The 12722-nt window shown below is 71.9% G+C and carries 11 protein-coding genes and 1 pseudogene; 6 read left to right on the top strand and 6 right to left on the bottom strand.

Features of this window, described 5'->3' with window-relative positions:
- The 6 genes and pseudogenes from ADX84_RS26240 to ADX84_RS03140 form a co-directional block, all read left to right on the top strand.
- Positions 1-294 (top strand): annotated as a pseudogene (locus ADX84_RS26240) (hypothetical protein); the annotation flags it as partial.
- Positions 295-450: 156 nt separating this feature from the next.
- Positions 451-1509 carry a 2-keto-3-deoxygluconate permease gene (locus tag ADX84_RS03160; protein WP_049567144.1) on the top strand — a complete coding sequence of 353 codons (1059 nt, stop codon included), beginning with the start codon at positions 451-453 and terminating at the stop codon, positions 1507-1509.
- Entirely contained in the window at positions 1506-2705 is a 1200-nt protein-coding gene (locus tag ADX84_RS03155) for a four-carbon acid sugar kinase family protein (protein ID WP_049567141.1), read from the top strand. The genes ADX84_RS03160 and ADX84_RS03155 overlap by 4 nt, the downstream gene beginning before the upstream one ends.
- Positions 2702-3724, top strand: coding sequence for a 4-hydroxythreonine-4-phosphate dehydrogenase PdxA (gene pdxA / locus ADX84_RS03150; RefSeq protein WP_049567139.1), 1023 nt, complete (start codon positions 2702-2704; stop codon positions 3722-3724). The genes ADX84_RS03155 and pdxA overlap by 4 nt, the downstream gene beginning before the upstream one ends.
- 145 nt (positions 3725-3869) lie before the next feature.
- On the top strand, positions 3870-4778 hold the full coding sequence (locus ADX84_RS03145; protein ID WP_049567136.1) for a GntR family transcriptional regulator: 909 nt from the start codon (positions 3870-3872) through the stop codon (positions 4776-4778).
- 94 nt (positions 4779-4872) lie between these two features.
- Positions 4873-5970, top strand: coding sequence for a DUF5937 family protein (locus ADX84_RS03140; RefSeq protein ID WP_049567133.1), 1098 nt, complete (start codon positions 4873-4875; stop codon positions 5968-5970).
- A gap of 109 nt (positions 5971-6079) precedes the next feature.
- Here ADX84_RS03140 and ADX84_RS03135 read toward each other — a convergent pair whose 3' ends face one another.
- The 6 genes from ADX84_RS03135 to ADX84_RS03110 all read right to left on the bottom strand — a co-directional run bounded on the left by ADX84_RS03135 (position 6080) and on the right by ADX84_RS03110 (position 12649).
- On the bottom strand, positions 6080-7444 hold the full coding sequence (locus tag ADX84_RS03135; RefSeq protein WP_049567129.1) for an alpha/beta hydrolase domain-containing protein: 1365 nt from the start codon (positions 7442-7444) through the stop codon (positions 6080-6082).
- A gap of 50 nt (positions 7445-7494) precedes the next feature.
- On the bottom strand, positions 7495-8298 hold the full coding sequence (locus ADX84_RS03130; RefSeq protein ID WP_017544776.1) for an ATP-binding cassette domain-containing protein: 804 nt from the start codon (positions 8296-8298) through the stop codon (positions 7495-7497).
- Entirely contained in the window at positions 8298-9158 is an 861-nt protein-coding gene (locus ADX84_RS03125) for an ABC transporter ATP-binding protein (protein WP_049567126.1), read from the bottom strand. Before ADX84_RS03125 ends, ADX84_RS03130 begins: the two co-directional genes overlap by 1 nt.
- Positions 9155-10108 (bottom strand): ABC transporter permease, encoded by a 954-nt coding sequence (locus tag ADX84_RS03120; RefSeq protein WP_014910150.1) that lies wholly within the window; start codon positions 10106-10108, stop codon positions 9155-9157. Before ADX84_RS03120 ends, ADX84_RS03125 begins: the two co-directional genes overlap by 4 nt.
- 3 nt (positions 10109-10111) lie before the next feature.
- Positions 10112-11023 (bottom strand): ABC transporter permease, encoded by a 912-nt coding sequence (locus ADX84_RS03115; RefSeq protein WP_049567120.1) that lies wholly within the window; start codon positions 11021-11023, stop codon positions 10112-10114.
- 69 nt (positions 11024-11092) lie between these two features.
- Entirely contained in the window at positions 11093-12649 is a 1557-nt protein-coding gene (locus tag ADX84_RS03110; protein ID WP_049567117.1) for an ABC transporter substrate-binding protein, read from the bottom strand.
- Positions 12650-12722 lie beyond the last annotated feature (73 nt).

The following is a 12722-nucleotide window of genomic DNA, read 5'->3' as shown; positions in this document are numbered from 1 at the left end:
CACCCAGACGAGCCCCTCCCCGAGGAGTACAGGAGGGCCCTCGAGACGGGGGTCCGCGAGGGCCTGGAGATCCGGGGCCGGGGCAGGTCCCCCTACGCCACTCGGATCGTGTTCCGCGACGCCGCGTGGAGTTGGGTCGACTCCAACCCCCGGAGCTTCGAGATCGCCGGCAGACGCGCCGCCGTCGAGATCCTGGACTGTGTCCGGGAGGACCGCGAGCCCCGCCAGGCCGGAAGGAACGCACGGATTGACCGCCCCATCCCGCCCATGCCGCACACCCGGACACGCGGATAGGCCCAGGGCCGCCCGTGGACGGGGGCGTGTTGTGAAGTTCTGTGCCTGTTCGGTGGACTATCGCGAAATTGTACGTACACTCTGTACGGACAAAGCGTGTACCGGTGCCGTGTGAGACGTCGGTCCACGAACCCGGTCCCATGTGAACGGACACTTATGAGTGACAGCCAGGGGTCGCTGGTACCCCTTCTCAAGTGGATGAACAAGGTCCCCGGCGGGGCCATGCTCATTCCCCTCGTCCTGGGCTCGATCCTGGGCACCTTCGCACCGGCCGCGCTGGACATCGGCAGTTTCACCACGGCGCTGTTCAAGGACAGCGCGATGCCGCTGATCGCCCTGCTGATCTTCGCGACCGGCACCCAGGTCACCCTCCGCACCAGCGGTCCGGTGCTGGCCACCACGGGTGTCGTCCTCCTCGGGAAGAGCATCATCCCGGGCCTGCTCATCATCGCCCTGGCGATGGTCACCGGCCCCGAGGGCGTCCTGGGGATCTCCATCATGGCGATGCTGGCCGCGGCCACGAACGCCAACGGCGGTCTCTGGCTCGCCCTGACCGGACAGTACGGACGGACGAAGGACCGCGGCGCCTACATCGCCGGGGCCATCAACGACGGCCCGTTCTTCGCCCTGCTGTTCATCGGCGCCTCCGGGCTCGGGCAGATCCCCTTCCTGACCCTGGTCGCCGCGATCATCCCGTTCCTGCTCGGCGTGCTCGTCGGCAACCTCGACTCCCAGTGGCGAGAGCTCCTCACCCCGGTCCCCGCGATCGTCATCCCGTTCTTCGCCTTCGCGCTCGGCACCGGAATCAACCTGGCGGACGTGGCCAGGGGCGGCCTGTCCGGCGTCCTCCTGGGCGTGGCGATCACCCTCGTCACCGGTGGGCTCGTCTACCTCGGCTACCGCTTCCTGCTGCGGCGCGGCAAGGAGTCGGGGATCGGCTTCGCCGCGGGCACCGCGTCGGGCAACGCCGTCGCCACCCCGGCCATCATCGCGGCCGCCGACCCCTCCTTCCTCTCCTACGCGGGCACCGCCACCACCCAGGTCGCCGCGAGCGTGCTGGTCACCGCCCTGCTCGCACCGCTGGTGACCACCTGGGTGCTGCGCCGTGCCGGAGCCGCGCCCGCCGAGGCGGAGCGCGCTGAGATCGCCGAACAGCACAAGGCCGACAGTGGGTCCGCCACTGACGGTCCCGACCAGGAGGAGACCCGGTCATGACCCACACACGCACACCACGGGTGGCCGTGGTCGCGGACGACCTCACCGGCGCCGGTGACACCGCCGTGCAGTTCGTGCGCGCCGGCTGGCGCACCGAGCTCCAGCTCAGCGCGGCGGAGTCCACCTCCGACGTGGTCGCCGTCACCACCGACTCACGGGCCCTCTCACCGGAGCGGGCCGCCACCGTGGCCGCCGAGGCCGTGCGCGGACTCCGTGACGCGGGCCTCGACCTGATCTACAAGAAGGTCGACTCGACCCTGCGCGGACCCATCCGCGCGGAGATCGACGGCGTCCTCTCCGTGTCCCCGCCCGGAACCGTGGCCGTGGTCTGCCCGGCCTTCCCCGCCAACGGACGCGTCGTACGCGACGGGGTCCTGCTGGTGGACGGGGTCGAGGTGCACCGGACCGCCGTCGGCGACGACCCGGTCTCCCCGGTGACCGAGAGCCGGATCGCCGAACTCCTGGGCGCCCGGTACGTCCGGCTGACCGGTGACGACGCCGAGGCCAACGCGGAGCTGCTGCGCGCCGCCGCCCCGGTGGCCGTCGTCGACGCGGAGAGCGACGCCGACCTAGCCCGGGTCGCCGCCGCCGTCACAGCCCTGGGAGACCGAGCCGTCCCCGTGGGTTCGGCCGGTCTGGCCACACGGCTGGCCGAGTCCTGGCGCCCCGTCCTGGAACCGGACCCGACCCTGGTGGTGGTGACCTCCCTCCACCAGGCCGCACGTGGTCAGGTGGCCGAGCTGATGGCCGACGAGTGGACTCGGGTGGAGCAGCCCGACGCCCACGCGCTGGCCGACGACGCCGCATGGCGGGAGTGGTCGCAGCGGGTACTGGACACCTTCGACCCCGCCTGCCCGCACACCGCCCTCGTCGCTCCCGACGACCGCACCAGCGGGCTGGACCCCGCCCTGGTCGCCCGAAGCTTCGGGGAGCTGGCAGCGCGCGTCGCCCAGCGGTACCCACTGTCCGGGTTCGTCGTCACCGGCGGCGACGGGGCACGCGCCCTGACCGCGTCCCTCCAGGCCAGGGCCATCGTCCTGACCGGCGAGGTCGCCCCGGGCATCCCGTTGGGCTCCCTTGCGGGCGGCCCCCGCGAGGGTCTCGCCATCGTCACCAAGGCCGGGGGCTTCGGCTCCCCCACCGCCCTCATCGAGGCCGCTGACGCGGTCCGCAACACGAAAGGCAGCAACGTATGAGCCGCCCCACCCTCGCGGTCACCCTCGGTGACGTAGCGGGTATCGGTCCGGAGATCACCGCCAAGGCGCTCCTTCACCACCCGGAGGTCCGTGAGCTGGCCAGGCCCGTGGTCGTCGGCGACGCCGACGCCCTGCGCAGGGCCGTCACCGCCGTGGGCGGGGACGCGTCGGCGGTGAACCCGATCGACTCCCCCGCCGACGCGGCCGACGCCCCCGGCGTGATCGACGTCGTCCAGACCGGCCCCTCGCTCGGCCACGTCCCCTACGGCGAACTGAGCGCCGAGGCGGGCGACGGCGCGGCCCGCTTCGTCATCGCGGCCGTGGACCTGGCCAAGCGGGGTCTGGTCGACGGGATCGTCACCCCGCCGCTGAACAAGGCCGCCATGCACCTGGGCGGGCACCTGTGGCCCGGACACACCGAACTGCTGGCGCACGAGTTCGGGGTCAGCGACTACAGCCTCGTGCTGTCCGCGGGCGAGCTGTCCTTCTTCCACCTGACCACGCACGTCTCGCTTCGCCGCGCTATCGAGGACGTCACCCAGGAACGCACCCTGGAGGTCCTGCGGCTGATGAGCGCGTTCGCCCGTGCCCAGGGGGAGGCGGACGAGCCCATCGGCGTGGCCGGACTCAACCCGCACGCCGGGGAGAACCGCCTGTTCGGCGACGAGGACGCCGACGTGCTCGCCCCGGCCATCGAACGCGCCCGGGCGGAGGGCATCAACGCCCACGGGCCGATCCCGGCCGACGCGCTCATCCCGGCGGCAGTCCGGGGCAAGTGGAAGCTGGTCGCGGTCTGCTACCACGACCAGGGGCACGCGCCCTTCAAAGCCGTCTACGGTGACGACGGCGTCAACATCACCGCTGGTCTGCCGGTGGTCCGGGTGTCGGTCGACCACGGTACGGCCTTCGACATCGCGGGGCAGGGCATCGCGCGTGAGGCCAGCCTGGTCCTGGCGCTGCGCCGGGCCGCCGAGCTCGCTCCCGGTTGGGGGCACGTCTGGAAGGCCACCGCCTCCTGACGGCACGGATCGCACCGCCGCAAGGCGGCCGGGACGCCCCCGTCTCCCCTGGTTTCCGGGGAGGCGGGGGCGCGCCCCGTCGCGCGCGACCCGCGGGCCGGGGGCGCCTTCGACGCTCCGTGGCACCCGCGCCACACGCCCTAGAATGACGGCCATGCCTGTCGACCGCTCCGACCCCCGGCCCCTGCACGCCCAGGTGGCCGACGCGCTGCGCGCGGAGATCCGCGACCGCTCGATCCCGCCCGGTGACGCCCTGCCCAGCGAGGCCGCCCTGCGCGAACGCTTCGGCGTCTCCCGAAGCGTGGTCCGTCAGGCTCTGGCCACCCTGGAGGACGACGGGACGGTCCGTCGGACCAGGGGCCGGGCCCCGGTCGCGGCGGTCCCCACCGAGCACCACCGCCTGGTGCAGCGGGTGACCGGACTCTTCGACCAGTTCTCCGCCGAGGGGCTGAGCCTGCGCACAGCGGTGGTCTCCCTGGAGCGGACCCGCAGCGGACCACCCTCGGCCGTCCACCACCTGGTGACCGAGGACCTGCTGCGCCTGGAGCGCATCCGGTCGGTCGACGACGAGGCGCTGTCCTACGTACGCACCTGGCTCCCGGCGGGACGCTTCACCGACCTCGACTCGGCCATGCTGGCCAACGCCTCCCTGCACCGGCTCATGGAGACGCGGTTCGACGCCGTGCCCAGCAGCGGTCGCAGACAGATCCGCGCGGTCCCCGCCGACCCGCGCATCGCCCGCGAGCTCGGCGTCTCCGACGGAGCCCCGCTCCTGCTCCTGGAGGGCGGCACCTTCGACCAGGACGGCCTGCCCCTGGAGTGGTTCGAGAGCTGGCACCGCTCCGACCGGGTGGTCTTCGACATCGAGGCGGACGGCGCCGCCGACCAGATCCGTATCGCTCCGGGTCCGTCGTTGGCGGCCGCGCCGTCCCCGGAGGGCACGCCGGAGTCCGCGGCGTCGGAGGCTCCAGCCTCGTACTCCGGGCTCGACCGCGCCGCGGCCCTCGCCGCCGAACTCCGCATCGAGCTGGACCGTCTGCGCTCCGGGGGCTGACGCTCCCCGAGGTCCTCGGGGTCACGCCGGACGGGGCCCACGGTGGCGGGGGTGCCCGGGATCACCGGGTGCCGGGGGTCACTAGGATCTGGGCATGCCCATCGTGTTCGACCTGGTCAGCACCGACGCCTCACGTGTGGTGGTGCGCCCCTCGCCACTCGCCGAGCTGATGGCGTTCCTGCACAGCGTCGCCGAACCGGGCCACCACCCCGGCGCGAGCCGGGACATCCGGGCCGTGCGGTCCGGCGTGGACCGTGCCACCGATCGGCGTCTGCGCACCTTCGCCCCCCTGTGGGCGCGGTTCCGTCTGCGCGCGCTGCTTCCGTTGGACACCAGCCACCCGGCGACGTTCCAGGACGAACTGGCGCTGATGAACGCCATGCCCGCGTCGGTGTTCGACTCCATGGTGGCGGAGACCATCGCGAGCGGGAGCTGGGAGCGCTACTACGGCCTGCGCGACCCCAGCGAACACCGGGCGGAGTTCCTGGAGGTGTGCCGGGCCAAGAGCGAGGAACGCGAGGAGCTGGGCGAACTCTTCCTGGCCGACCGCGCGGCCTTTCGCCACAACCTGTCCGACCTGCTCCAGCACTGCCACGACACGTTCTTCCGCGCGCGTTGGGAGGCCACCCTGCCCCAGCTCGCCACGGCCGAACGCGAGGTGCGGGGGCGCTTCTCCAGGGACCGGCTCGGAGTGGTGCTGGCCTCGCTCACACCGGGCGGGCACTACCTGCCGCAGACCGCTCAGGTCGCCTACGACAAGCTGCAGAACGCCTTCGTCTCCTGTTCGGGACGCGACCTGGTCCTGGTGCCCAGCCTGTTCACCGGCCCCCACCTGGTGGTGAAGTTCGAGGAGGCCCAGCCCCGCGCGAACCTGCCCATCGTGGTGCAGTTCCCCATCACCGAGATGGGCACCACCGACGTCCCCCTCAAGGAGTTGCAGCACCGCATGGCCGTGCTCTCGGACCCCGCCAGGCTGGTGCTGTGCCGACACCTGGTCAACGAGCACTGCACCACGGGCGAGCTGGCGGCACGGGTCGGCATGACCGAACCCCAGGTCTCCCGGCACCTGCGGCGCCTGCGCGAGGCCGGGCTGCTGGAGTCCGTGCGCGACGGCAGGCTGGTGCGCCACCGCATCAGGCTGGGCACCGTCTACGCGCTGGGACACCAGTTCCTGACCCGCCTCGTGCAGTGAACGCCGGGACGCGGGAGCCGCCCCGTGACCCCGCTCCCCCGTGCGGCGATCGCGGTCCGGAACGCCACGGGTCCCGGTCCGCGTCGCGCGGAACCGGGACCCGCGCCGGTCAGAAGTCGACCAGCTCCGCGGCCAGCCGCAGCTGCTCGGCGTCCTCCGACAGGACGAACCCCTCGGCGAGCATCCGGTCCAGAACCCGCGAGTGCTCGCGCCGGTAGCCGTCCGCGTCGCCGTAGCGCTCCACGAGCCGTTCGGCGCCGAGCGGCGTCTCACTGCCGTGGTACCAGGAGGGCCTGCCCATGGGGGTGGCGGCCACCAGGGTCGACAGCGGTGCGTCGGTGTAGGTGGTGCGCAGCCCGCCCCTGGCGTTGCCGTCACCGTCCCTGAGCACGGTGTCGGTGTCGTCCACCGTCTCCAGGAGGCGGGACGCCGGGGGCGCCGCCTCGCCGCGCGCCCACGTGGAAAGGGACTCCAGCAGGGCGTTGTACACGTGGGAGTTGGGGAAGGTGGACCACCGGGCGCCCTCGGGGAGCGGGCAGTCCCGGAGCCGCTCGCGGTCCCGGTCGCTCATCTGGCGGGTCTCCCGGTGCGCCATCCCCGCCACCTCGTACAGCCGGAAGTTCGGCGAGTCCGGCCTGCGGTGTGTGAGCCCCCGCACCTGGCCCGAGACCCCGCAGGCCCAGCGGACGGACTGGAACTCCGCCTCACCCAGCACCTCCATGACCGGGGCGTCCACGTCCGGCAGCGCGGGGCCTCCGGAGGCGCAGGGCATGTACCCGTCGAAGACGGGGCCCCCGTCCGGGCGCCGCAGGACGCCGTGGTGGCGCTCGACGAACCTGCGCACGACCCCGCCGGTCTGGGAGATCCCGGCGAACAGCAGGGTGCGCACGGCGGCCTCGGGCAGGCCGGGGAGACCCTCCCTCAGGGCGTTGGCCACCTGGGCGACGATCTCGAACGACTGCGGCGTGGCGCGCCACCACCGCTCCTTGAACTCGTCGTACTCGCGGGCCAGCACCTCCGGCGTGGGGTTCTCCGTGAAGGGGATGCTGCCCGCGAAGTCCTTGGCCAGTTCCCCCGGGGAGAAGGTCATGTCCGCGTACCGGCGCTCGTCGACCCCCTTGATGAGGTCGAGCGCGGACGGGGCCTGGGAGTCGATGCCCACCCAGATGAAGCCCCCGCGCATGATCTGGCGGTTGAAGGCCCGCCACACCGAGTTCCCGCCCCAGATGTGGCTCACCTCGGCGAGCGCCCGCCCCGTGTACAGCGACATGTCCGCGGGACGTCGGATGAGGATGCGGGTGCTGTAGGGGTCGCCGGCAGCCGTGCCGGAGACGAGGTACTCCTCCTGGACGTAGTCGTAGGTGGGGATGCGGTCGACCCCGTAGGGTTCGAGCACCACGGCCCGGTTCCCGTCGGTCTCGGGGACGGGACCCCGGATCAGGGCATGCTTCGCCTGCGCGTGTCGGGTGGTCATGTTCTCCTTCTTCCAGAACGGAAGGGGGGCGGGCGTGCGGGAACGGACGATCAGAGTCGGGGCACGGCCTCGAGCAGCGTGCGCGTGTAGTCGTCCTCCGGGGCGCGGAGCACCCGGGACGTGGGGCCGGACTCGACGACCCGGCCGCCGTTCAGGACGGCGACGCGGTCACACATGAAGTCGACGACGGCCATGTCGTGGCTGACGAAGAGCAGGGAGAGCCCGCGTGCCCGGCGGATGTCCTTGAGCAGGTTGAGGACCTTGGCCTGCACGGACACGTCCAGTGCCGAGACCGGCTCGTCGGCGACGATCAGTTCGGGTTCCAGGGCCAGGGCCCGGGCGATGGACACGCGCTGGCGCTGACCGCCGGAGAACTCGTGGGGCAGGCGCCCCATCCAGGACCGGGCGAGCCCGACTTCGTCGGCGAGCGCCAGAGCGCGGGCCTCCCGCTCGGCGGGGGTGTGCAGCCCCTGCACCCGGTAGGGCTCCTCCAGCAGCTCGCGCAGGGTCATGCGCGGGTTGAGGGAGTTGGACGAGTCCTGGAAGACCATCTGCATGCGGCGCCGGTAGGCGCGCAGTTCGGCCCGGCGCATGGACAGGATGTCCCGGCCCAGCACCGTCACCGAGCCCGAGGTGGGCCGGATGAGGCCGATGGCCATGCGCCCCAGGGTGGACTTGCCCGAACCGGACTCGCCGACCAGGCCCAGGACCTCGTCGCGGCCCAGTTCCAGGGAGGCGTCCCGGACCGCCACGTGCGCGGTCCGGCGCAGGATCCCGCCGAGACGGAACCTCTTGGTCACGTTCTCCATGCGCAGGACGGGTTCGGCCCCCGCGGCGCCGTCGGTCGTGCTCATCACTGCACCGCCTTGGTGAATCGGCTCTTGTCGATGACGGGGAGGCGGTCCGGGCTGTGCCCGAGCCGTGGTGAGGCCTCCAACAGCCCGCGCGTGTACCCGGACTCCGGGGCGGAGACCACGCGGTCGGTGGGGCCCGACTCCATGGCGTGGCCGTCGAGCATGACCACGACGTCGTCCGTGTACCGGGAGACCAGTCCGAGGTCGTGGCTGATGAGCAGGACGGACAGGCCGAGCTCCTCGCGCAGCTCGGCCAGCAGGTCGAGGATCTGCTTCTGGATGGTCGCGTCGAGCGCGGTCGTGGGTTCGTCCGCGATCAGCAGGTCGGGCTCGCAGGAGATGCTCATGGCGATCATGACGCGCTGGCGCATACCGCCGGAGAGCTGGTGCACGTAGGCGTCGAGGACGCCCCGGGAGGGCGGGATACCGACCAGGTCGAGGAGTTCGGCGCTGCGCGCACGGGCCTGGCGCCGGGTCAGCCCCAGGTGCAGGCGCAGGGGCGCCGCCATCTGCCCCCCGATGGTCTTGGTGGGGTGCAGCGCGCTCATGGGCTCCTGGAACACGAAGCCCATCTCGCGTCCGGCCATGGCTCGCCGTTCCCGCGCGGGCAGCGACAGCAGGTCGCGGCCCCGGTAGAGCACCTGCCCGGAGGCGATCGCGGTCTCGGGGAGGATCCCCATGACGGCGGTGGCCGTCATGGACTTGCCCGAACCGGACTCCCCCACGATCCCCAGGGTGCCCCGGCGGCGAAGGGTGAGGTCGAGGGAGTGGACCACGCGGCGCGGACCCTCCGGGGTCAGGACGTCGACGTCCAGGCCGCGCACGTCCAACAGGATGTCGTCGGTGGAGTTCGTGGTCACTCCTTGGCCTCCAGCCTGATGCGCGGGTCGAGCGTGGCGGCGACCACGTCGACCAGCAGGTTGACGAGGACGAAGGCCACCGCGATGAAGAAGATGCAGCCCTCGATGAGCGGGTAGTCGCGCCGTTCGACGGCGGTGAGCAGCAGCTTGCCCAGCCCCGGCAACGAGAAGACGTTCTCGGTCACCACCGCGCCGCCGAGCATGGAGGCCAGGGAGAGCCCGACCACCGTGACCAGGGGCGCGAGCGCGGCCGGGAAGACGTAGGAGCGGGTGATGGTGCGCTCGGGCAGGCCCTGGGCGCGGGCCGTGGCCACGAAGGGCTGGTGCTTGGCGTCGAGCACGCCGTTGCGCGAGTACCGGAACAGCGTGGCCGCCTCCAGGGTGCCCAGCGCCAGGCAGGGCAGCGCCATGTAGCGCACGTACTGGACGGGGTCCTCGGTGATCGGGGTGAATCCGGCGACCGGCAGCCACTGGAGGGTCACCCCGAAGAGCATGACCATCAGGATGGCCAGCCAGAAGGTGGGCATGGCCACGCCCACCGCCGAACCGACGACCATGGTCCGGTCCAGTGCCCTCGACCTCGTGGCTCCGGCGACGGCGCCGAGAGCCGGGCCGATGAGCAGCGCGAGGAGCATGGAGATCAGCGCCAGCTGGCCGGTCACGAGCGCGGCCGACAGGACCAGTTCGGCCACGGGCGCGTGCAGGAAGATGGACTCCCCGAAGTCGAAGCGCGCCATCCTGGCGAGCCAGTCCAGGAACTGCTGCCACATCGGGGCGTCCAGTCCCAGCTCGGTGCGCAGCTCGGCGATCTCGGTCGCCGTCGCGTTCTCACCGAGGATGACGGCGGCGGGGTCGCCCGGGGTCAGCCGCAGCAGGACGAAGAGCAGAACCATCGGCACGGCGACGGTCGGGATGAGCGCCAGCAGGCGTTTGAACACGTAGGAGAGCACGGGTCACCCGTCCTTCTCGTCGGAGCGGGCGGTGGCCGCGACCCGTCGCGAGGACCGGGCGGAGGACTTGGAGGAGCGCGCCAGCTCGGCCAGGCGCCGGGCCCTCGGGTCCATGGCGTCGCGCAGTCCGTCGCCGAGGAGGATGAGCCCGAGGACGGTCAGCAGGATCGCCGCGCCGGGGAACACCCCGATCCACCAGGCCACCGCCGCGTACTGCTGCGCCGCGGACAGGCTCGCGCCCCAGCTGGGCACGTCCGGAGGCAGCCCGATACCGAGGAAGCTCAGGGCCGCGATGGACAGCACCGTGGCGGCGAAGCCCATGGTCGCCTGGACGATGAGCACCGAGACGGACTCGGGTGCCACGTAGCGGAAGAGGATCCAGGAGTCCCTGGCGCCCAGCGCGCGGGCCGACTCCACCATGGGCGCGGAGCGCGCGGTGAGCGCGGCGGCGCGGACCACGCGGGCGATCGGCGGCACCAGGACCACGGTGAGGCCGAACAGGACCGGCCCCACCCCGCGGCCCAGGACACCGACCAGGCTCATGACCAGGATGATGTTGGGGAACGACATCAGTCCGTCGATGACGCGCATGACGATCGCGTCCACCCAGCGGAAGTAGCCGCAGACGACGCCGGTGAGGAACCCGGCGACGATGGCGAGCAGGGTGCAGGCGGCGGCGATGCCGAGCGAGGTGCGGGCTCCGTGGAGCAGCACCGTCCACATGTCGCGGCCCTGCTCGTCGGTGCCCAGGGGGCCGCCGGTTCCGGGGGCCTGGAGTCGCTCGCTCGGTCGGAGCAGGTCGGGATCACCGCCCAGGACGGGGGCGAGGAGTGCCAGCAGCGTGATGATCGCGACGATCGCGGCGCCCGTCATCGCGCTCGGGTCCCTGGAGAGGGACCGCAGGGTGGTTCTCATGAGGAGTCTTTCGTGCGCGGTGGGTTCCGGGCCCGGCGGCCGTGCGGCGGGCCGCCGGGCGGCGGGGTCCTACTGGTCGATCCAGATGTTGTAGAAGCCCCGGACGGTCCCCTGTGTGGCCTCGAAACCGCCGACGTCGGCGGAGGTCACCGCGAGACGGGGTTCGTGGCCGAAGCGGATGAACGGGACGTCGTCCCAGATGAGTTCCTGGAGTTCGTCCCAGGCGGGCTTGCGGCTCTCGGTGTCCTCGCCCTCGGTGACGGCGGCCATGAGCTCGGCCTTCTCCTCGGTGGCCCACCAACCGGGGAAGTCGTCGTTGAGGAAGACCACGGTCAGGGGGTCGGAGTAGGCCGCGCCCCCGCCGAGGAACACCTCCCAGGTGTCCTCCTCGGTCCGCGTGGAGCCGAAGGTGGCGGCGTCCATCGCCTGGAGGTCGACGTTGAGGCCGACCGCCTCCAGCTGCTGCTGGACGATGGGGCCGTAGTTGTCGTTGGAGGGACGGTAGAGCACGCGCACCGGGGTGCCGTCGTACCCGGCCTCGTCGAGCAGGCGCTCGGCCTCCTCGGCGGAACGGTCCGTGTAGGCCTCGGATCCGGCGTCGGAGTACCAGGGCGAACCGGGCGGGAAGAAGCTGGAGTCCTCGGTGAAGTAGTCGGTCCCGCCGAGGTACTGCGTCTCGATCTCCGCGAAGTCCAGCGCGTTGAGCACGGCGCGGCGCATGAGCACGTCGCCCATCAGCTCGGAGCGCAGGTTGAACTGCATGATGGAGAACTCGGAGTCCTCGCTCAGCACCGCCTGGAGCGAGGGGTCGGCCTCGTAGACGTCCAGCTGGTCGACGCCGAGGAACTGCGGGGCGACGTTCACCTCGGCCGTGCGCAGCTGGTTGAGCGTGTTGGACTCGTTGAACGGGATGAACCTCAGGGTGTCGGCGTGGGCGGTCTTGGCCCCCGCCGCGCCGTCCGGGTCCTCGTCCCGCGGGGCGTAGTCGTCGAACCGGGAGGCCGTGGCCTGGCGGTCCACCGTGAACTCGTCCAGGCTGTAGGGGCCGGTGCAGTCCAGGGACGACAGCTCGTCGTCCCCGGCGGCCTCCAGCGAGGCGGCGGACATCATGTAGGCGCCGGTGTCGGGCGTGGAGAGCAGTGCGGGGATCGCGCCGGTGGGGTTGACGGTGGTGATCGTGACCGTGAGGTCGTCGGTCTCGACGATTTCCTCCACCAAGCTGTTGAAGAGTTCGCCCGGGTCGGAGTCGGCGTAGCGGTCGAGTGAGGCCACGACGTCGGCGGCGGTGAGCTGACCGCCCTCGTGGAACGGGACGCCCTCCCTCAGGTGCAGCGTGTACACGCCCGCGTCGGCGTCGTACTCGTGGGAGTCCACGAGGCCGTCCTGGATCGAGGTGTCGGCCGCGTTGGCGAACAGGCCCTCACACACCGAGGCGGCGACCATCCAGTTGGAGCGCGAGGTGGTGGCGTGCGGGTCGATGACGGCGGGCAGGGAGGCGACCACGAGCTCGCCTCCGGTCACCGGCTCCGAGGAGGCTCCGCCGCCCTGGGGGGAGCCGCAGCCGGACAGGAGGAGTGCCGTGCCGCCCACCAGTCCTAGTGCGGCCGCGCTGCGCTGAGAGATCACGGATCAGGCCTTTCGGGGAAATCGGGATGGTGGTCCCGTGGGGACACCCACAGGTTAGGCATGATCCACCCAC

The organism is Nocardiopsis sp. SBT366 (genome assembly GCF_001083815.1).
In the GTDB taxonomy this organism is placed as follows: Bacteria; Actinomycetota; Actinomycetes; order Streptosporangiales; family Streptosporangiaceae; genus Nocardiopsis; species Nocardiopsis prasina.
This window is presented reverse-complemented; position numbering and strand designations above follow the sequence as displayed.